General features: G+C 73.1%; 21 protein-coding genes. 17 read left to right on the forward strand and 4 right to left on the reverse strand.

Features of this window, described 5'->3' with window-relative positions:
- Positions 1 to 30: 30 nt before the first annotated feature.
- Positions 31 to 1,068 (reverse strand): ABC transporter ATP-binding protein, encoded by a 1,038-nt coding sequence (locus EJK16_RS09440; RefSeq protein WP_370276018.1) that lies wholly within the window; start codon positions 1,066 to 1,068, stop codon positions 31 to 33.
- A gap of 2 nt (positions 1,069 to 1,070) precedes the next feature.
- Positions 1,071 to 2,141 carry a hypothetical protein gene (locus EJK16_RS09445; RefSeq protein WP_127128663.1) on the reverse strand — a complete coding sequence of 357 codons (1,071 nt, stop codon included), beginning with the start codon at positions 2,139 to 2,141 and terminating at the stop codon, positions 1,071 to 1,073.
- Positions 2,142 to 2,322: 181 nt separating this feature from the next.
- Here EJK16_RS09445 and EJK16_RS09450 point away from each other — a divergent pair, with 181 nt between their 5' ends.
- From EJK16_RS09450 to EJK16_RS09530, 17 genes are all read left to right on the forward strand, one after another.
- Positions 2,323 to 2,856 (forward strand): DoxX family protein, encoded by a 534-nt coding sequence (locus tag EJK16_RS09450; protein ID WP_127128665.1) that lies wholly within the window; start codon positions 2,323 to 2,325, stop codon positions 2,854 to 2,856.
- Positions 2,857 to 3,560: 704 nt separating this feature from the next.
- Entirely contained in the window at positions 3,561 to 5,216 is a 1,656-nt protein-coding gene (locus tag EJK16_RS09455) for an ABC transporter substrate-binding protein (RefSeq protein ID WP_127128667.1), read from the forward strand.
- Complete coding sequence (locus EJK16_RS09460; RefSeq protein WP_127128669.1) at positions 5,216 to 6,139, forward strand: ABC transporter permease; 924 nt, start codon at positions 5,216 to 5,218, stop codon at positions 6,137 to 6,139. The genes EJK16_RS09455 and EJK16_RS09460 overlap by 1 nt, the downstream gene beginning before the upstream one ends.
- The gene (locus EJK16_RS09465) at positions 6,136 to 7,029 is read left to right on the forward strand and encodes an ABC transporter permease (protein WP_127128671.1); all 894 of its coding nucleotides are present in this window, start codon (positions 6,136 to 6,138) and stop codon (positions 7,027 to 7,029) included. Before EJK16_RS09460 ends, EJK16_RS09465 begins: the two co-directional genes overlap by 4 nt.
- Positions 7,026 to 8,666, forward strand: coding sequence for an ABC transporter ATP-binding protein (locus EJK16_RS09470; protein WP_127128673.1), 1,641 nt, complete (start codon positions 7,026 to 7,028; stop codon positions 8,664 to 8,666). Before EJK16_RS09465 ends, EJK16_RS09470 begins: the two co-directional genes overlap by 4 nt.
- The gene (locus EJK16_RS09475; protein WP_127128675.1) at positions 8,663 to 9,982 is read left to right on the forward strand and encodes a monooxygenase; all 1,320 of its coding nucleotides are present in this window, start codon (positions 8,663 to 8,665) and stop codon (positions 9,980 to 9,982) included. The genes EJK16_RS09470 and EJK16_RS09475 overlap by 4 nt, the downstream gene beginning before the upstream one ends.
- Positions 9,979 to 11,370: an LLM class flavin-dependent oxidoreductase gene (locus EJK16_RS09480; RefSeq protein WP_255411480.1), complete on the forward strand. Its 1,392-nt coding sequence runs from the start codon at positions 9,979 to 9,981 to the stop codon at positions 11,368 to 11,370. Before EJK16_RS09475 ends, EJK16_RS09480 begins: the two co-directional genes overlap by 4 nt.
- A 403-nt stretch (positions 11,371 to 11,773) precedes the next feature.
- The gene (locus EJK16_RS09485; protein WP_127128677.1) at positions 11,774 to 11,980 is read left to right on the forward strand and encodes a hypothetical protein; all 207 of its coding nucleotides are present in this window, start codon (positions 11,774 to 11,776) and stop codon (positions 11,978 to 11,980) included.
- Between the two features lie 59 nt (positions 11,981 to 12,039).
- Positions 12,040 to 12,465 carry a DUF1810 domain-containing protein gene (locus EJK16_RS09490; protein ID WP_127128679.1) on the forward strand — a complete coding sequence of 142 codons (426 nt, stop codon included), beginning with the start codon at positions 12,040 to 12,042 and terminating at the stop codon, positions 12,463 to 12,465.
- A 161-nt stretch (positions 12,466 to 12,626) separates the two neighbouring features.
- Positions 12,627 to 12,914, forward strand: a complete 288-nt coding sequence (locus EJK16_RS09495; protein ID WP_127128681.1) for a hypothetical protein — start codon at positions 12,627 to 12,629, stop codon at positions 12,912 to 12,914.
- A gap of 94 nt (positions 12,915 to 13,008) precedes the next feature.
- Positions 13,009 to 13,389 carry a VOC family protein gene (locus EJK16_RS09500; protein ID WP_127128683.1) on the forward strand — a complete coding sequence of 127 codons (381 nt, stop codon included), beginning with the start codon at positions 13,009 to 13,011 and terminating at the stop codon, positions 13,387 to 13,389.
- Between the two features lie 101 nt (positions 13,390 to 13,490).
- Complete coding sequence (locus tag EJK16_RS09505) at positions 13,491 to 13,907, forward strand: YchJ family protein (RefSeq protein WP_240645917.1); 417 nt, start codon at positions 13,491 to 13,493, stop codon at positions 13,905 to 13,907.
- A gap of 56 nt (positions 13,908 to 13,963) precedes the next feature.
- A complete protein-coding gene (locus tag EJK16_RS09510; protein ID WP_127128685.1) occupies positions 13,964 to 15,217 on the forward strand; it encodes a M18 family aminopeptidase in 1,254 nt (417 codons plus the stop codon).
- 304 nt (positions 15,218 to 15,521) lie between these two features.
- A complete protein-coding gene (locus EJK16_RS09515; protein WP_127128687.1) occupies positions 15,522 to 15,749 on the forward strand; it encodes a hypothetical protein in 228 nt (75 codons plus the stop codon).
- A gap of 78 nt (positions 15,750 to 15,827) precedes the next feature.
- On the forward strand, positions 15,828 to 16,760 hold the full coding sequence (locus EJK16_RS09520) for an MFS transporter (protein ID WP_127128689.1): 933 nt from the start codon (positions 15,828 to 15,830) through the stop codon (positions 16,758 to 16,760).
- Between the two features lie 178 nt (positions 16,761 to 16,938).
- Positions 16,939 to 17,580: a TetR/AcrR family transcriptional regulator gene (locus tag EJK16_RS09525; protein ID WP_127128691.1), complete on the forward strand. Its 642-nt coding sequence runs from the start codon at positions 16,939 to 16,941 to the stop codon at positions 17,578 to 17,580.
- A gap of 287 nt (positions 17,581 to 17,867) precedes the next feature.
- On the forward strand, positions 17,868 to 18,191 hold the full coding sequence (locus EJK16_RS09530) for a WhiB family transcriptional regulator (protein WP_127128693.1): 324 nt from the start codon (positions 17,868 to 17,870) through the stop codon (positions 18,189 to 18,191).
- A 4-nt stretch (positions 18,192 to 18,195) separates the two neighbouring features.
- On the opposite strand, the gene EJK16_RS09535 is transcribed toward EJK16_RS09530, so the two are convergent.
- Both EJK16_RS09535 and EJK16_RS09540 read right to left on the reverse strand, forming a co-directional pair.
- Complete coding sequence (locus tag EJK16_RS09535) at positions 18,196 to 18,864, reverse strand: response regulator (RefSeq protein WP_127128695.1); 669 nt, start codon at positions 18,862 to 18,864, stop codon at positions 18,196 to 18,198.
- Complete coding sequence (locus tag EJK16_RS09540) at positions 18,861 to 19,991, reverse strand: ATP-binding protein (RefSeq protein WP_240645918.1); 1,131 nt, start codon at positions 19,989 to 19,991, stop codon at positions 18,861 to 18,863. The genes EJK16_RS09535 and EJK16_RS09540 overlap by 4 nt, the downstream gene beginning before the upstream one ends.
- Positions 19,992 to 20,034 lie beyond the last annotated feature (43 nt).

Consider the following 20,034-nt stretch of genomic DNA (forward strand, 5'->3'; position numbering starts at 1 on the left):
GCCTCCGCCGTCTCCCGTCGCGCCGCGTCGTCACTGGGCAACGTCGAACCCCTCGCCGGTCAGCGCGACGAAGCGCTCCTCGAGGGTGGCCTCCGCCAGGGCGAAGCCGCGCACCCGGACCCCCGCGTCGACCAGGGCCGCGACGATCGACTCCGGGGCAGGAGCGGCGTCCGGCAGGGGCGCCGTGACCAGGGCGCCGCCGTCGGCCGCCCACGCGGGTCCGGACGGGGCCGACGGATCGCCCTCCACCGCGGGCACGAGGCCGAGGCGGGAGAGCGTGTGGCGCGCGCCGTCGACGTCGGGGGTGAGCACACGCACGTGCGCCCGTCCCGCGCGGCGCAGCGCGTCGAGGCTGCCCTGCGCGACCAGGGTCCCCACGCTCATCACCGCCACGTGCGTGCACATCTGCTCCACCTCGGTGAGGAGGTGGCTGGAGACGAACACCGTGGTGCCCTCGGCCGCGAGCGCCCGCACCAGGCCCCGCACCTCGCGGGTGCCCTGCGGGTCGAGCCCGTTGGTCGGCTCGTCGAGGACGAGCAGCTCACGCGGGGAGAGGAGGGCGTTCGCGATCCCCAGCCGCTGCTTCATGCCCAGGGAGTAGGCGCGCACCTTCTTGTCGGCCGCGTGGCCGAGGCCCACCCGCTCGAGCGCGCCGTCGACCCGCGCGCGACGGGTGGTCGCCGGGGCGTGCCGGTCGGCGGTGTCGAGGCGGTGCAGGTTCGCGGCCCCGGTCAGGAACGGGTAGAACGCCGGCCCCTCCACCAGCGCCCCGACCCTCGGCAGGATCTCGCTCAGGTCGCGGGGTACCTCCTGCCCGAGGACGCGGACGTGGCCGCCGGTGGCGGCGGCCAGGCCGAGGAGCACCCGGATGGTGGTGGTCTTGCCCGAGCCGTTCGGCCCGAGGAAGCCGAAGACGCTGCCGCGGGGCACCGCGAGGTCGATGCCGTCGACGGCCCACTGGTGGCCGAACCGTTTGGTCACGTCGTGCGTCTCGATGGCCAGGTCCGCGCCGGTGAGCTCCGCGCCTCCGAGCTCGCCGGCCACCTCGGCCGTCGGCGGGGCGCCCAGCGTCACGACGCGGCCGCGGCCTGCAGCCGCTCCAGGGGCACCGAACCGGCGAGCACGCGACCGTCGTTCGTGACGAGCACGTTGACGAGCGCGGTGGACAGCAGGCGACCGCCCTGGACGACGGTGGTCAGCTGGTCGAGCGGCACGCCGTCGGCCGCGGACAGGGTCTTGCCGTCGGCCGGCATGACGACCACCGCGTCCCACCCGGACCCGATGACGCTCGGTTCGTGCGCCCCGGATGCGCCTGTCCGGTCACGTGCCTGGTCGCCGTGCGCGGGGACAGCGTGCTCGACGACCGTCGCGCCGCGCGGCGGGGCGAACGCGAAGAGACCCGGGTCCGGCGCCGCCACCTCCAGGGACGTGTAGGTGACCTCGAACGCCGGGGCCTTCTGCCCGTGGGCCCGGACGGTGACGCCCAGCGGCAGGCCCGTCTCGCCGTCGACGGCGATCGCCACGGAGCCGACGAGGGTCTGTGCCGCCCGCGGCGTGAGGACGAGGTCGTAGGCGGCCCGCCCGGCCACCTCCGTGTCCTGGCCCACCGTGAGGTTGGTGCTCGGGCCCATGGCCTTGACGAGCCGGTCAGCCAGCTCCTCGGGCGTCGGCGTCCCGCCCGCCGTCGGCCCCGCGGAGCTCGCGTGGTCGGCCGGGAGCGTCAGGTGGGTGGCCGTGTTGTCGGCGGAGTCGTAGGCCCACACGTCCGCGCCGTTGCGCACCAGGTCCCGCTCGGCGAAGGAGTCCATCACCTGCACCCGGGCGGTGGTGGGGCCACCCACGAAGACCCGCCCGGTGTGCGTGCCCGTGAGCATGGCGAGGACGTCCGCGGCGTTCGGGTCGCCGGCCGCGCTTCCCGAGCTCGTGCCCTCGGGCAGCGCGGGCAGGCCGAGGTGGCTGGTCTGCCGGTACGTCCCGGAGAACGGCTCGACGGTGCGCCCGCCCATCATCGCGAGGACCTCGGCCGGGGACTTGTCCGGCAGGTGCGCGGAAGCGCCCGTCTGGGCGGTGGCCGCGACGGCCACCCCGATGACGGCGGGCACGACGACTGCGGGCACCCACCGGGACCACGTTCTGGACATCGCATGCCTCCGTCGGGACGCCCTCACGAAACGGTACGTCCTGCGGGGGGTCCCCACCAGCCCCTCCCGGCGGCGCCGGCCGTTGATCGCGCACGCGTGCGGTGGGAGCCTGGGCTCGGCGCGCCGGCGGTGGCCCGCACGGGTGCCGCGTACGGCGAGGTTGCTGACGAAGGGACGACCCATGTCTGACTCGCTCAAGGACGCCGGGCAGCTGCTGCTCCGCTCCGGGATCGGCGGCGTCCTCGTCGCCCACGGCTGCCAGAAGCTCTTCGGGTGGTTCGGTGGCCACGGCCTCCAGGGCACCGCGGCCGCCTTCGAGTCGATGGGGTTCAGGCCGGGGCGCCCCAGCGCGCTCGCCGCCGGCCTGGGCGAGGCGGGCGGCGGCGCCCTCATCGCCCTCGGGCTTGGGACGCCGCTGGCGGGCGCGGCGGCGGCCGGGACGATGGTGGCGGCCACGGCCGTGCACCTCCCGGCCGGCTTCTTTGCGCAGACGGGTGGTTACGAGTACGCCGCGCTGCTCGGCGTGTCCAGCGCCGCCCTCGCCCTCACCGGGCCGGGCACGTGGTCGCTGGACAGGGTCTTCGGGTACCGGCTCGACGAGCCGTGGATGACCGGCAGCGCCCTGCTCCTCTCGGTCGCCGCGGCGACGGTGGTGCTGCAGCGTCGCGCCAACGCCCTCCGCGCGGAGCGCGAGAAGGACGGCGGCGAGGGTTAGCGCCCCGGCCGATGCGCGTCGGCGGCGGCACTCACGCCACCAGCGGGCGCGCCGATCCGCGCGCGCCCATGAAGGAACATGCGGGCTGGGCCGTCGACGAGGACCCGGTCCGCAGGCCCCAGGTGTGTCGTGGGCGGAGCGCAGCACCGGTTGGGGGCGACGACGCCACCACACCTGGGTCTGCGGCAGAGACGCGCAACATCGGACCGATCGCGCCCGGTTTGTCCACCTGGAGAGACGCGCCTGGTTGAAGCGGCGCGCGCGTCCCACATCGTAAGCCGGCCACGCCACCTGGCCGACGGCTCCGTCGCGCCCTGCCATCGTCACGGTTGAGCACACCGGACCGCCCGAGGGGCGCAGAGCGACAAGGTTGGAGAGCACGATGAAGTCACCTTCCTGCACCTGTCACCGCGCCTCCCGCCTCCTCGATGGCCGTGCGGCCCTGCGCCCGGACGTGCGTCCCGCGCCGCACATGCGCAGGTCCTGCGCCGGCTGACCCACCCGGGTCCCCGCGCAGGACGCCCCCTCACCAGCCCGGCCCCGTCACCGGGACGCGACAGCCCTCTCGGGAGGTCCGGGCCCTGCCGACTCCGCGGCCGAGCCGACCCACCCAGACGCGACAGCTGCCCCCGGGCGAGCCTGCGTCCCTGACCACGACGGCCCCGGCACCGCCGGCCGACCCCACTCTCGACGAAAGAGGCACCATGACCCACCCACGGCGCTCTTCCGCCCCTGCCCGCGGCCTCGCGGTCGCCGCGACGCTGGCCCCGGCCCTCCTCCTGACCGCCTGTGCGGGGGGATCGGCAGCGAGCAACGAGACCACCCAGGACGGGGCGCCCAAGTCCGGTGGCGCTCTCACCGTGGCCACGAACGGCCAGGAGCCCGCCTGCCTGAACCCGCTCATCGACGCCACCGCCGGCGTCATCACCTCGCGCCCGTACTCAGACTCGCTCTTCTGGCAGACGGAGGACGGCACGTTCGAGCCCTGGCTCGCCACCGGCTACGAGGTGTCCGACGACGGCACGGTCTACACGCTCCACATCCGTGACGGCGTCACCTTCACCGACGGGACTCCTCTCGACGCCGGGGCCGTCAAGATGAACTTCGACTACATCGTCGACCCCGCGACGAAGTCGCAGCTCTCCGCCGCGTACTTCAAGCCCTACCAGGAGTCCGTCGTCCTCGACGAGGACACGCTCGAGGTGCACCTCAAGCAGCCCTACAACTCCTTCATCAACATCCTCGCCCAGAGCTACTTCGCCCTGCTCTCTCCCAAGCAGCTCACCGAGGCGCCCGAGACCACATGCGACGCCCCGATCGGATCCGGCCCCTTCGTCGTGGACAAGTGGAACAAGGGCCAGAGCATCCAGTACGTGCGCAACGAGAGCTACAGCTGGGGCCCGCCGGGCACCCACGAGGGCGCGGCTTACGTCGACGGCCTCCACCTGCTGTTCACCGGGGAGGACTCGGTGCGCTACAACGCGCTGCAGTCCGGCGAGGTCGACGCCGTCGACTTCGTGCCGCCGGAGAACGTGACCGAGTTCGAGCAGAGCGACAACTTCGGCTTCATCCGCGCGATCCGCCCGGGGACGCCGTACGCCCTGCACATCAACACCAGCCGCGCGCCCTTCGACGACAAGCGCGTCCGGCAGGCCCTGCTCCACACCATCAACCGCGAGGAGATCGTCCCCGCCGCTTCCTTCGGGCAGTGGAAGCCGTCGAACTTCCTCACGCCCTCGACCCCGGACTACGCCGAGGACCTCGATGTCGAGCTGACCTACGACCCGGATCGGGCTGCCGAGCTCCTGGATGAGGCGGGATGGACCGGGCGGGACAGCGAGGGCTACCGGACCAAGGACGGTGAGCGGCTGACCGCCGCGCTCCCGCTCGACGGCACGAACGCCGCGCGGAAGCGGCTGACCGAGCTGGCACAGGCACAGGCCAAGGAAGCGGGGATCGAGATCAAGATCGAGCTCCTGCCGTGGCAGCAGCTTTCCGAGCGCCAGTGGACCGGCGACTACGACCTCCTCGGCGGTCTCTGGTCCAGCAACACCGCCGACATGCTGTGGCTGCGGTGGTCCTCGGCCAACATCTCGACCCCCGAGGTCCTCGGGCAGAACGTGTCCCAGTTCGCCAACGCCGAGTTCGATGCCCTGGTGGAGCAGGCGCGGGAGTCGACCGACCCCGCGGAGCGGACCGAGCTCTACCGCGACGCGCAGGCGTTGCTCGTCGAGGAGGCGCCAAGCGTCCCGCTCTACGGTGACCCCCGCACGGCGGCATTCCCGAACGACGTCAAGGGCGTCATCTTCGACTACGCCTACCTGCAGCCGTACTGGTTCGACGTCTGGCTCGACCGCTGATGGCGCGCCACATCGTCCTTCGTGTGGCTGCCGCAGTCGGGGTCGTCCTCGGGGCCGCGCTCGTCACGTTCGTCGCCGTCCGCGCCCTGGGCGATCCGGCACTCGCCATCGCGGGAGGGCCGGACGCCCAGCCGACACCCGAGCTCCTGGCGCAGATCCGGGCGGACTACGGGCTGGACCAGCCGCTCCACGTGCAGCTCGCGACCTATCTCGGTGGCCTTCTCACGGGTGACCTCGGGACGTCGTACCGCCTCCAGACACCGGTCTCCGCAGCCATCGCCGAGCAGGCGGGCCCCACCCTCGTGCTGGCCCTGTCCGCCGCCGTCGTCGCCACGGTGGTCTCCGCCGTCGTCGCGCTCCTGACGGCCGGACGCCCGAGCCGCCGGGTCTCCGGGGCTGTCGAGCTGACGCTGGCCTCGACGCCGACCTTCTGGCTCGGCCTGCTCCTGCTCAGCACGTTCTCCTACGGACTGGGCTGGTTCCCCGCGATCACCAGCTCCGACCCGTTGTCGGTGGTCCTGCCCGCGCTCACCCTGGGCCTGCCGATCGCCGGCCTGCTCACCCAGGTCCTGCGCACCGCCCTGGAGGAAGCCCTCGAGCAGCCGTTCATCGTCAGCGCCCGGGCGCGCGGGCTCACAGACACGGCTATCCGGCTCAGACACGCCCTGCGGCATGCCCTCGTGCCATACCTGACGATGTCGGGCTACCTCGTCGGCGCCCTCCTCGGCGGCGCCGTCGTCACGGAGACGCTCTTCAACAGGCAGGGCATCGGGCGGCTGCTGCTCAGCTCCGTGACCGGGCAGGACCTCCCCGTCGTCATGGGCGTCGTCCTGCTCAGCGCCGCCGTCTTCGCCGTCGTCAGCCTTCTCGTCGACCTCGCCTACCCCGTCATCGACCGCCGCCTGAGGGAACAGCCAGCATGAGCCTCATCGACACAGCCCAGCAGCCCGTCGCGCCCTCCACGGCCGCACCGGCAACCTCTGTGCGCCGCCGGGCACGCCGGAGCACCGGCGGCAGCATCCCGGTGGTTCTCGCCGGCGTCGTGCTGGCCCTCTTCGTGGTCGCGGCGGTCGCGCCGGCACTCCTCGCCCCGTACGGATACGACGAGGTCAACCCGCAGAAGATCCTTGCCGCCCCGAGCGCCGAGCACGTGTTCGGCACGGACGAGAACGGCCGGGACGTGCTCAGCCGCATCGTCCACGGAGCGGCGAACTCGCTCCTGCTCGGGTTCGGGGCCGTCGCGATCGCCCTCGTCGGCGGCACCCTGCTCGGCCTGTCGGCCGCGCTGGGCAACCGCGTGACCAGCTCGCTGCTCATGCGGATCGTCGACGTCGGCCTGGCATTTCCCGAGATGCTCCTCGCCCTGGTGCTCATCGCGGTCGCCGGCCCCGGCCCCCGGAACGCGCTCATCGCGATCGGAATCGCCACCATCCCCAGCTACGCCCGCGTCATCCGGGCCCAGACGCTCGGCGTCCGCGGCTCAAGCTATGTGGAGGCCGCACATGCCCTCGGCCTGCGCCCGGCACAGGTGCTCGTGCGGCACGTGCTGCCCAACGCCGTCCGTCCGCTCATCGTCATCGCGACGATCGGTGTGGGCACGGCCACACTTGCCGGCGCCGCGCTGAGCTTCATCGGCCTCGGGGTCTCCCCGCCCACCCCCGAGTGGGGGTCAATGCTCTCCACGGCCCGGACATTCATCCAGCAGGCGTGGTGGTACGGCGCCTTCCCGGGACTCGCCATCACCGCGCTCGTGGTCAGCACGAGCGTGCTCGGCCGCGCACTCCAGGCAAGGTTCGAAGGGAGAACAGCATGAGCGTCCAGACGCTCACGAGCCCGGGGAGTCCTGCACACGCCGAGACTGCACTGCTCAAGGTGACCGGCCTGCGAGTGGCGTTCCGCCACAACGCCGCCGTCGTGAAGGACTCCTCGTTCGAGCTGCGCCGGGGCGAATGCCTGGCGATCGTGGGTGAGTCCGGCTCGGGAAAGTCTGTCACTGCCCGCGCGCTCATCGGGCTCGCCGGGGCAGGCTCCCAGGTAGACGCCGGCCGGCTCGAGCTCGACGGGACCGACCTGCTCACCCTGTCGGAGCGGGGCTGGCGCTCCGTCCGGGGCAACAGGATCGGCTTCGTGCTGCAGGACGCCCTGGTCTCTCTCGACCCGCTCCGCACGGTTGGCCGGGAGGTCGAGGAAGCCATCGCGGCCCACGCTCCTGGGATGACCAGGTCCGAGCGTCGGGACCGTGCCGTCGCGCTGCTCGAGCGTGCGGGCATCCCGGAGGCGGCGCGCCGCGCCGACCAGCTCCCGCACGAGCTCTCTGGCGGCCTTCGCCAGCGTGCGCTCATCGCGACCGCGCTGGCGGGCGACCCGGACCTCATCATCGCGGACGAGCCCACCACGGCCCTCGACGTCACCGTCCAGGCACAGATCCTCGAGCTCTTCGAGGACCTCAAGGCCGAGGGGCTGGCCCTGCTCGTCATCAGCCACGACCTCGCCGTCGTCAGCCGACTAGCCGACCGCATCGCGGTGATGCACGACGGCGAGATCGTCGAGGCCGGGCCCGCCGGGGAGGTGCTGTTCGCCCCGCGGGAGGACTACACCCGCCTCCTCATCGACGCCGTCCCCGAGGGGCGGTCGCTCCGCCTGAACCGTGCCTCCGGGACCGTCGTGGCCCGGGCGCACTCCGTGACCAAGGTCTTCAGGTCCCCCGGCGGCCATCGCCACACGGCCGTCGACGACGTCACCTTCGAGCTTCACGCCGGCGAGACCGTCGGCCTCGTCGGGGAGTCCGGGTCCGGCAAGACGACCACGGCCCGGATTCTCCTCGGGCTCACCGAGCCGGACTCCGGCCGCGTCGAAATCGATGGGCGCGCCTGGGCCGATCTCGACAAGCGCGAGCGCGTCGCCCAGCGGCGGGCCATCCAGGTGGTCTACCAGGACACACTCGGCTCCTTCGACCCTCGCTACACCGTCGCCCGGGTCCTCGGTGAGGCCCTGGGGGTCGCCGGCGTGCCGAGGGGCCGGCGCCGGCAGGCCGCGGGCGAGCTGCTCGACTCGGTCGGCCTGCCGACCGGGGTGCTCGGGCGCCGCCCGCTCGAGCTCTCGGGAGGACAGCGGCAGCGGGTGGCGATCGCCCGGGCCCTGGCCCCGAGGCCGCGCGTCATCGTGTGCGACGAACCCGTCTCGGCCCTGGACGTCTCGATCCAGGCTCAGGTGCTCGACCTTCTCGTCGACCTCCAGCGCGAGACCGGGGTCTCTTACCTCTTCATCTCGCACGACCTCGCGGTGATCAACCACGTCAGCCATCGGGTGCTCGTCATGAAGGACGGACGCGTCGTCGAGCAGGGCGACGTGGGCAGTGTGTTCGACACGCCCCGCCATCCGTACAGCCGCGAGCTCATCGCGGCCATCCCCCGCCTTGCACCGCCACAGAAGGAAGAGGTCCCCGCATGACAACGACCACCGCACGGCACGGCACGGCACCCGGAGGCACGGCGCCCTCCGGGCTGAGGGCACGGGCTCTCACGCCGGGAGCCCATGGCCCGGGGCGCCCGAGCGACGCCGACCTCGCCGCGGTCTTCAGGCCCGTGCTCGAGCGCATCGCCGCGACGGCGCTCGAGCGGGAGTCAGATCGTGTGCTTCCCTTCGAGCCGGTCGCTTGGCTGCGCGAGGTCCGCTTCGGCGCGCTCCGCGTTCCCCGGGAGCACGGCGGCTATGGGGCCGGCTGGAAGCAGTTCCTGTCCCTCCTGGTCGACCTCGGCGCCGCCGACCCCAACGTGGCGCATCTCTACCGTGGCCACATCGCCGTCGTCGAGGAGCAGCTTGCCGCCCCGCCAAGCGAGACACGGGACCGCTGGCTAACCCGCTTCGGGCGGGGAGAGATCGTCGGGAACGCCTCCACCGAGCCGGGCAGCACGCCGCTCCTGAAGAAGCAGACGGTCCTGGTGCCCGATGGTGACGGGTGGCGGCTGACGGGGACGAAGTTCTACTCCACCGGCAGCATCTTCGCGGACTGGATCGACGCCTCCGCCTCGCTCGCGGATGGTGAGCAGGTCAACGTGCTTGTCTCGGCGAGACAGCCCGGCGTCGAGCTCAGCGATGACTGGGACGGTTTCGGCCAGAAGCTCACCGGGACCGGGACGACGGTCTTCACCAACGCCGTCGTCGAACCCGGTGCGCTCCAGCACCGGTCGGAGCGGCTCAGCTACCTCGGTGCGGTGTACCAGATCGTCCTGCTCGCCGCGGTCGCGGGTATTGCGCGGCGGCTCTCGGACGACACGGCGGACGCGGTCCGTCACCGCAGCAGGGTGTACAGCCACGGCAACGCCGACCTCGCCCGGGAAGATCCGCAGATCCTCCAGATCGTCGGCGAGATCGCGAGCACGGCCCACGCCGCCCGGGCCCTGGTGCTCTCCACGGCGCCCGCCTTCGCCGCGGCGCGCGAGGAGCACGTCCAGTCGCGCACCGGCGTCCCCTCGCTCGAGGCGACCTACGGCGTCGAGCTCGATGTCTACCGCGTCCAGGTCGTGCTCGCCGGTCTCGTGCCCCGGGCGGCCACGCACCTGTTCGACGCCCTCGGCTCGTCCGCCGTGCGGGTCAGCGCCTCACTGGATCGGCACTGGCGCAACGCGCGGACGATCCTCTCGCACAATCCGGTCGTCTACCGCGCCCGGATCCTCGGCGACCACGCCGTCAACGGCGGCATCCCCGACCTCGTCGGCGCCGTCGGAGTCGCCGCATCGACCCTGGACAAGGAGCAAGCGAAGTGACTCACCTGCTGTTCAACGCCTTCGTCATGAACACCGGCTCGCACATCCATCACGGGCAGTGGCGCCACCCGGGCGCCCGGCAGGCCGAGTTCAACGACGTCAACCTGTGGATCGACCTCGCCAAGACGCTGGAGGCCGGCCTCTTCGACGCCATGTTCTTCGCCGACGTGACCGGCCTGTACGGCCCGGCGGACGGGCAGTACGTGGACAACGTCCACGAGGGCCTGCAGATCCCGTCCAACGACCCGGCGGTGCTGCTCGGCGCGCTGGCCACCCACACGAAGCACCTCGGGCTGGCCCTGACGTCCAACGTCATGCAGAACCACCCGTTCAACTTCGCCCGCCAGGTCTCCACCCTCGACCACATCTCCGGCGGTCGGATCGCCTGGAACGTCGTGACGTCCACGCAGGAGAACGCGGCCCGGAACTTCGGTCTCCCCGCCCTGGTCGAGCACGACGCCCGCTACGACTGGGCGGACGAGTACCTCGAGGTGGTCTACAAGCTGTGGGAGGGCTCCTGGGACGACGGCGCCCTGCTGGGGGACAAGGAGGGGGGCCGGTTCTCCGACCCGGCGAAGATCCACAAGATCTACCACGAGGGCCCGCGCTACCAGGTCGAGGGCCCGCACCTGCCCTCGCCGTCGCCGCAGCGCACCCCGGTGCTCTTCCAGGCCGGCGGCTCCCCCCGCGGCACGCGCTTCGCCGCGGAGAACGCCGAAGCCGTCTTCATCATGACGCCGAACCCCGGCGTGGCCCGCGACCAGATCTCCCGCACGCGCGACCTCGCCGTCGCGGCGGGGCGTGCGCCGGCGGACGTCACGTTCTACCAGGGGCTCACCCTCGTCATCGGCGGCAGCCACGAGGAGGTCGCCGCGCGGGAGGCCGAGTACCTCCGGTACGCGTCCGTCACCGGCTACCTCACGCACGCCTCGCTGGGCATCCTGCCGGACGGCACCCGCCTGCCGGACGACACCCTGCTCAAGGACATCCCGAACAACGGTGGACGGGCGCACGTGGAGTGGCTGCGCCGGGCGACGCCGGACCGCGAGCCGACGCTCGCCGACCTCGCCGGCGCGCGGCTGCGCAACGGGTACGTGGCGGGCACCGCGGAGGAGATCGCCGACCAGCTGGGGGCCTGGCAGGCGGCCGGGGTGGACGGCATCAACCTCATGAACATGCGCCTGCCCGGGACGTTCGAGGAGTTCAACGAGCTGCTCCTGCCCACCCTGCAGCGCCGCGGCCTGGCCAAGACCGAGTACGCCGAGGGCACCCTGCGCCGCAAGCTGTTCGGCACGGACAGGCTCAACGAGCGACACCCCGCCGCCCGCTACCGCGGGGCGTTCGCGCCTCAGCCCGCGAGCGCCGGCGCGTCCGAGCGGTCCCGCTAGCTCCTCCGGCCGGGTCGGGTGCCCGACGGTCGTCGCGGGTGGGGTGCCCGACGGTCGTCGGGCGTCCCACCCTCACGGCCGTCGTCCTCCTGTCGCGGCGCCGCCACGGCCATCCGGCTGGGCCGGCCGCGCCGAGTGAGCGCGGGGCCCGGCGCGGGCCCCTGCCGCGGCGACCGCGATGTCAGTGGTCCCTGATAGATCTTGGGCATGCGCATATCGCACGGACGGGGCCCCTTCGGCCCCGGTGCCGCGTGGCCGGGCGCGGCACGGGACGCGCCCGGCCGGGGCGCGGTTAGCCGCTGCATCCGTCCGCAGGGCGGCAGCCGAATAACAAGGTATGCGCAGGATCTTGAGAGTCTCGCGTCCGCGAAGCCATCCCGGCGTGCCCGAAGGAGGACGACCCATGTGCACCGCTGCCGTGCTGAACGAGCATGACCTCCGCCTCGACGAGCGCGTCCGTGCGCTCAACGAGGCCGCCGACAGGATCTCCGCCCTGCCCTGCGGGAACGTCCACGAGATGGATGTGCTCATGGGGCTCGCCCGGGACATGATCGCCAAGATGGTCCGCGACATGGCGTCCTCCGCAGCGGCGGCCCCGCCGGTGTCCTGACGATCGCCTCGTGCCGCGACCGACTCGGCCGCAAGGGGGACCAGGAGGGGGAAACGCCCGTGCACGACACGTACGACCTCGAGCGCTTCGTCACCGCCCAGGACGCCAACGGCACCTACGACGAGGCGCTCGCCGAGCTGCGCCGTGGCCGCAAGACGAGCCACTGGATGTGGTTCGTCTTCCCGCAGATCGCGGGACTGGGCAGGAGCGCGACCTCCCGACGCTTTGCGGTCTCGTCGCTGGCCGAGGCGCAGGCCTACGCCCGCCACCCCGTCCTCGGGCCGCGGCTGCGCGAGAGCGCGCAGGTCGTCGCCGAGACCGGTGCCGGTAGCGCGGAGGAGGTCTTCGGTGACATCGACGCCGTGAAGCTGCGCTCGTCCATGACGCTCTTCGCGCGCGCCGCGCCCGGCGAGCCCGCCTTCCAGCGGGTGCTCGACCGCTTCTTCGGCGGCGCGGGCGATCCCGAGACCCTTCGCCGCCTCTGAGTCTCCGGGCCAACCTGCCCCACGAATGGGGGCCTTACGCGCCCGTGCCCCCCGCGTACGGTAGACGTGCAGGTTTGCATCGCCGCGCCCCGCGCCGTCCAGGGCGATGCCCGGTGTGCGCCCTGTGAGAGGCCGACACCGACGCGCACCTGGAGGGTCCGATGGACGTGGTGATCAGGCACTACAAGGGTGCCTCCGAGCTGATCGACGAGCTGGGACGCCGTTCCGGCGAGGTCGAGGAGCTGATACGAGGCGTCCCCGGCTTCGTGTCGTACCACCTGGTGAAGACGTCAGACGGCGGCTTCAGCGTCAGCGTCTACGAGGACGCCACCGGCACGCAGGAGTCGGTCCGGCGGGCGGCCGAGTACATCCGGACCAACCTGTCGGCGTTGAGCGTCTCCCCGCCCGACGTCCTGCAGGGCGAGTCGATCGTCTCGTTCTCTGCCTGATCCCCCGGGCGCCCCGAGCGATCGTCCCCTCTCCCCCGCCGCCCGACGCTCTGCCGGTCGGCCGATGACCGTCCGAACCGCACAGGAGGCTCCCGTGCTCTCCACCTACACACCCGTTCCCACGCTCGCCGTCAAGGACCTGGCCTCTGCGCGCGAGTTCTACGAGGGCGTCCTCGGCTTCACGGCCGGGGACGACGTCCCGGACGGGGTGTTGTACACCGCGGGTGCGAGCCAGTTCCTCGTCTACCCCTCCTCCTACGCCGGGACGAACAAGGCCACGGCCGTGTCCTTCCAGGTGCCCGCCGACGCCTTCGACACCGAGATCGCCGCCCTACGGGAGAAGGGCCTCGAGTTCCAGACGTTCGACCTGGACGGCGCCTCCTGGTCGGACGGGGTCATGTCGATGGGTGACGAGCGGGTGGTCTGGTTCGCCGACCCGGACGGGAACATCATCGCTGTGGAGACCGCCGGCTGAGGGACTACGTCTCGCGCTGTCTGTCCTCCGTGGCGTCGCGGTGAGCGTCCGCGCCCCCGCGACGCGGCACCGCTACACACGTGTGCCACCACAATGGTCTCGTGCCACCCTCTCCCCTGCCCGGCGACGCCCGCTGCCCCTGCCTGTCGGGCGAGACCTACGGGGCCTGCTGCGGGCGGTTCCACGCGGGCCTCGCCGTCGGCAGCCCGCACGCCCCCACGGCGGAGGCGCTCATGCGGTCGCGCTTCAGCGCGTTCGCCGTCGGCGACGCGGACTACCTGCTCGCAACCTGGCACCCGGCCACGCGCCCCGGTGCCCTCGACCTGGATGACGACACGGAATGGCGGCGCCTGGACATCCTCCGGGCCGCGGCGGGCGGCCCGTTCGACACGACGGGCGTCGTCGAGTTCGTGGCGCACTACCGTGACGCCGCGGGGCGCGGGCGGCTGCACGAGGTGAGCCGGTTCGTGCGCGAGGACGGGCGCTGGTACTACGTCGAGGGCACCCACCCCGCATAGCGCGCGAGGGGTGCGCCGCCGTCGTGCGGCGCGACCCGGGGTGCTTGAATCGGACCGTGCCTGACACCGCTGACCACATCGATGACCTGACCGCCTTCCTCGCCGCCTCGCCCTCCTCCTACCACGCGGCCGCGGGGGCCGGACGCCGCCTCGAGGCGGCGGGGTTCGCGCGCCTGGACGAGATGGAGGACTGGCAGGGCGCCGGCCGGCACTACGTCCTCCGGGACGGCGCCGTCATCGCCTGGGCCAAGCCCGAGCGCGCGACCGCCGTCTCCCCGTTCCGCATCCTCGGCGCCCACACCGACTCCCCCGGCTTCAAGCTGAAGCCCCGGCCGACGATCAGGGCCCACGGGTGGCTGCAGGCCGGCGTCGAGGTCTACGGCGGGCCGCTGCTGAACTCCTGGCTCGACCGCGAGCTTGAGCTCGCCGGCCGGCTGGTCACCCGCGACGGTGCCGAGCACCTCGTGCGCACCGGGCCGTTCCTGCGGATCCCGCAGCTCGCGATCCACCTCGACCGCTCCGTCAACGACGGCCTCACGCTCGACCGGCAGCGGCACACGACCCCAGTGTTCGGCGTCGGCAGCCTGGGCGACGTGCTCGACCGCCTCGCGGAGGCCGCGGGACTCCCCGCTGCCCAGGTGGCGGGCTACGACGTCCTGACGGCGGACACGCAGGCGCCGCGGCGGTTCGGGCAGGGCGACGAGCTCCTCGCGGCCGGGCGCATGGACAACCTCTCCTCCGTTCATGCCGGCCTCACCGCGCTGCTCGCCGCGCCGACGGACGGCGACCACGTGAGCGTGCTCGCGGCGTTCGACCACGAGGAGCTGGGCTCGGCGTCGCGCTCCGGCGCGAGCGGCCCGTTCCTGGCCGACGTGCTCGCCCGCGTCTCGGGCGGCACGACCCAGGAGCTGCTGCGCGCGTACGCCGGCTCCTGGTGCGTCTCGGCCGACACAGGGCACGGCGTCCACCCGAACTACCCCGAGCGGCACGACCCGGTGAACGCGCCGATGCTCGGCGGTGGACCGCTGCTGAAGATCAACGCCAACCAGCGCTACGCCACCGACGCGCACGGCGCCGCGCTGTGGTCGCGGGCCTGCGAGCGCGCCGGGGTGCCGTGGCAGGAGTTCGTGTCGAACAACGCCGTCCCGTGCGGCTCGACGATCGGGCCCCTCACCGCCACCCGGCTGGGCATCCGCACCGTGGACGTCGGCATCCCGCTCCTGTCGATGCACTCCGCGCGGGAGCTCGCGCACGTGGGCGACGTCGCCGCACTCGCCGGCGCGATCGTCGCCTTCTTCGCAGGCGCCTAGAGCGGTCCGAACCCGGCCGGCACCTAGGACGGTCCGGGCCGCAGCGCGGACGCACGCGCCCAGACACGGGCTGACCTACCCCCTTGGCCTCATGCAGGCCGTGCGCAGCGACCACGTCGTGCTGGGCGTGCGCCCGCGGGACATCCAGTCCGAGGTCTTCGGGCCGGACCTGTGGCTCGCTGACTTCCGGTAACACCCCGCGGCCGGCCGGCGGCCGCGAGGCAGCAGAAGATGCCCCATCCACACCCCTGGACTGAGGCGAACAACTGTTCGATAATGAGTGTGTGAACGCGATGGGTGACCGTTGACCGCCACCGCACCTGAGCACACCGACCTCGTGGCCGCCGTCATCGAGGTGCAGCAGGCCTTGCTCACGATCGTCCCGCACCTCTCCCGGCGGGTGTCCGTGCGCGCCTTCGCCGACGACGACGGCCGGGAGCACGTCGGCGTCGACACCGGGTCCCTGGACCCGGACGCCGCCGAGACAGTCCGGCGCATCGTCGGCTACGTCGCGCGGCACCACGGCCACTGACCCACCAGGGCACTTGCGGGCTCCCGGGGGCGCCTGCGCCGGTGGCGCACCCGGCACCGGCCATGGACATTGACAGTCATGGCGGCCTCCAGGGTGCGGGCCCTCGTCCCGCTGGTGCTGGGCGCGATGGCGTCCCAGGCGCTGCTGGTCGTGCTGGCGCCCACGATCGTGGCGATCGGCGCCGACCTGGGCGCCTCGGTCGCCACGGTGGGCCGGGCGCGCCCGGTCACCGCCGCGGTGTCCATCACCGCGTCGGTGGCGATCAGCGCGCGGGCCGACGCCGCCCGGGTCTCGCGGCTCCTGCTCGCCGGCTCGGCCGTGGCGGCCTGCGCGGCCGTGGCGGCGTCGCGGAGCACGACGTCCTTCCTCATCGCCCACGCCGTGGTGGGTCTCGCGTTCGCCCTCCTGCTCTCGGGTGCGTTCGCCGGCCTGGCCGCGTTCGCCCCGGAGCGCCGGGCGGCGGCCACCGGGTACGTGGCCTCGGCGAATGCGGCGGCATGGATCCTGGTCAACCCGCTCGCCGCGGCGCTGACCGAGCGGCTCTCGTGGCGGGCCGCCCAGGCGGTGCCCGCGGCCGTCGCGGCCGCCGTGATGGCGACGGCCCATCTCGCGACGCCCGTGCCGGCCGGGCGGTCCGCCACGGGGGTGCGGGCGCTCGTCACGGTGCCGCCCGCGCGGCGCTGGCTGGGCGCGGAGACCGTCGGGTACGCCGGCTGGACAGCGCTGCTGACCTTCGCCGGCGCGTACTTCATCCAGCGCTTCGGCGTGCGGGAGTCCGCGGCGGGGTGGCTGCTGGCGGGCGGCGCGGCCGCCTACCTCGTGGCGTCCACGCGGTCCGGGGCGCTGGCCGGCCGGGTGCCCAGACGCCGCCTGGTGGTGGGTTCGGCGCTCGTCATGGCCGCGCTCCGGCCCCGGGTACGCGGCGCTCGGGCGGCGGGCTCGGCTCTCGCTCACCGCCCACACCCGGCCGGCGCTGAAGTACTGACCGTAGGGCACCTCGCCCGTGCCTGACGGAACCACAACGGCTTCCGGTCAGCCGGCGCCGCCCCGCCCGTGACCGCCACGACGGCGGCCCAGTCGTGGGGCCGCACCGCCGCGGGCTGTGTAGGAGGAGCTCGGGCGTGGAAACCCTCACGCGGGCCGGAGCGCCGCGGATAGTGTTCCTCCCGACAACAGAGAGGCACTCCAGATGACACAGGCGCAGACCCCCACCGCTGACGCGGCCGCGCCCGCCCGCCGCGGCCCCGGACGTCCCCGGCGCGCGGACACCGAGGAGCGGTGCTATCTCGCGGTGCTCGAGCTGTTCGGCCAGAAGGGCTGGTCCGGGCTGAGCCTCGACGCCGTCGCCCATCACGCCGGGATCGGGAAGTCAGCGGTCTACCTGCGCTGGAAGGACAAGCGCGCCCTCCTCCTGGACGCGATCCGGGACATGGAGTCACGCCACGTCAACCCCACGCAGGAGGGACTCGACCTGCGGGAGTATCTCATCGCCTACACGCGCGCCCGGGCGGAGCTCTACCTCGGCGAGCACGGCGCGGCCATGGCGAACATCTTCTCGGCCGCGTTCAGCAACCCGGTGGACTTCACCGAGATCCGCGGCGAGATCATCGACAGCGGGGTGCTGGCCCTGTCGGGCCGGATCGACCAGGCCATCATCGACGGCGAGCTTCCGCCCGGAACCTCACCGAACCTGCTGCTCAACGCGATCGAGGGTGGAGTGCTCTTCCACGTCATCCTCGCGCCTCCGACCACGCACGGGGAGCTGCGCGCCGAGCTCGAGCAGTACGTCACCGACCTCGTCGAGATGGTCCTGCGGGGTCTGTCCGCATAACGCCGCCCGCGTGGTGGGCGCCGCGGCGAACGTCAGGGGCGCCTGCCCCACCCCCGGCGCGAGGCAGGGACGGGGCTGGCTCGCGCCCTGACCGCGGGCCGCCCGGTCCCCATCGACGTTGTCCGTAACCGGTGCGCCGGGCAGCCCCCGACGCGCTGCGCACCCCTATCAGCGCATTTTCGATTCAGCTCTTCCGTGATCCATATCACGGGGGTTACCGTCAGCTGTCGAAAGAGGTCACGCACCCGCGCCGCCTCGCGGAGGCACCATCATCAGGAGGGCCGGCAATGCTTGCAGACCAGTCGTGGGCGGCACAGGCAGCCTGTGCGCAAACCGAGCCCGATGCCCTGTTCGTCCGCGGCGCGGCGCAGCGCTCGGCCCGGGCCGTGTGCTCTGCGTGCCCCGTGCGCGCGGAGTGCTTGGCCGACGCGCTGGACTCCGCGACCGAGTTCGGCGTGTGGGGTGGCCTGACCGAACGGGAGCGCCGGGCGCTGCTGCGCCGCTACCCGCAGGTCGACGACTGGGCGACCTGGCTCGGGCAGCAGAACGAGGAGGTCGACGCCGTCCTGCTCGGTGGGCGCACAGGGCGGCGGTCCGCCGTCACCGCCTGAGCCGTCAGGGCTCGAACCGATAGCCCACCCCCGGCTCGGTGAGCAGGTGGCGCGGGGCGGAGGGATGGTCCTCGAGCTTGCGGCGCAGCTGGGCCATGTACACGCGGAGGTAGTTCGTCTCGTCCGCGTACTGCGGCCCCCAGACCGCCTGGAGGAGGTCCCGCTGGGTGACCAGGGCACCGCGGGCGCGCAGCAGCACCTCCAGCACCCGCCATTCCGTGGGCGTGAGGTGCACGGCCGCGCCAGCGCGGTCCACGCGCCGCGCCGCGAGGTCGATCACGACGGACCCCGCGCGGACCACGGCCGGCACCGGGTCCGCGCGTCGCAGGGCCGCCCGCACCCGGGCGAGGAGCTCGTCCATGCCGAACGGCTTGGTGACGTAGTCGTCCGCGCCGGCGTCCAGGGCGGCCACCTTGTCCTCCTGCGCGTCCCGGGCGGACAGGACGAGGATCGGCACCGAGGACCAGGCGCGCAGCGCCCGCACGACGTCCACGCCGTCCATGTCCGGCAGTCCGAGGTCCACGATGACGACCTGCGGGGACGTCGCCCTGGCCAGCTCCGCCGCGCTCGCACCCCGCTCCGTCGACCCCACGTCGAAGCCCCGGGCGCCCAGGCTGATGGACAGCGTGCGGACGAGGGCTGGGTCGTCGTCCACGACCAGCACCCTCGTCATGACGTCGCCAGCGGAAGGTCGACGGTCATGGTGAGTCCTCCGCCCGGCGTGGTCGACGGCGTGATGCCGGCCCCCATCGCCTCGGCGAAGCCGTGGGCGATGGCCAGCCCGAGCCCGACGTGCGAGCCGCGCTCGCGGTCGTCCCGGCGCTGGAACGGCACGAACATCCCGTCCCGCCGGTCGAGGGGCACGCCGGGGCCATGATCGACCACGAGCAGCCGGGCACGCCCGCCCCGGCCTCCCCCACCGGTCACCTCGGCGCTGATCTCTACCGGCGCCCCCGCCGGGCTGAACCGCACGGCGTTCTCGACGAGGTTGTCGACGACCCGCTCCAGCAGCGCCGCATCGGTGAGGACCAGCGGCAGGTCGTCGGGAATGCTGGTCCGCACCGCCGCGGCCCGCTCCGCCAGCAGGGCCCGGGACACCACCTCGTCGAGACCCACCGGCGCGAGGTGGACGGTGAGCGCGTCGGAGCGCAGACGGGTCATGTCGAGCAGGTTGGTGATCACCCGGCTCAGCCGGTCAATCGACTCCTCGATCGTGGCCAGGAGGTCGGCGCGCTCGTCCGCGCGCAGCTCGACGTCGTCCTGGCGCAGGGCGCTCACCGCGGCCTTCGCGCCGGCCAGCGGCGTGCGCAGGTCGTGCCCCACGGCTGCGAGGAGCGCGGAGCGGACACGGTCGACGGCGGCCAGCTCTCGTGTCCGGGCGGCCTGCGCGGCAAGCTGCTCCCGGTGGGCGACGCGGTCCCTCGCCGCCAGCTCGACGGTGGCGCTCACGATGGCCGCCACGACGACGAACACGAGCAGGTCGACGACGCTGTCACGCCGGGCGACGGCGAGCGTGTGGTACGGCGGGGTGAGGAACCAGTTGGCCAGCCCGAAGGACAGGCCGCCCGCCAGCAGCCCGGGCGCCAGCCCACCCACGGCCGCGATCACCACCACGACAAGCAGGTACAGCAGGAGGAGGCTGCCGAGCGCGAGCTCGCCGCGAGCGCCCACCAGCGCCGCCGTCGTGAAGGGCAGGCCGGCCAGGACGAGGACGAGGGCGGTGAGGCGCCGGGCCGGGGAGACACCCGACGGCGCGCGGTGCCGGCGCACCGGCGACCGTCCCGACCCTCGATCTGACACCTCACCAGCGTGGCACAGCGGGCCGGGCCGGCCGCCGGCCAGT

It is taken from the genome of Georgenia sp. SYP-B2076 (assembly GCF_003991205.1).
Classification (GTDB): domain Bacteria; phylum Actinomycetota; class Actinomycetes; order Actinomycetales; family Actinomycetaceae; genus Georgenia.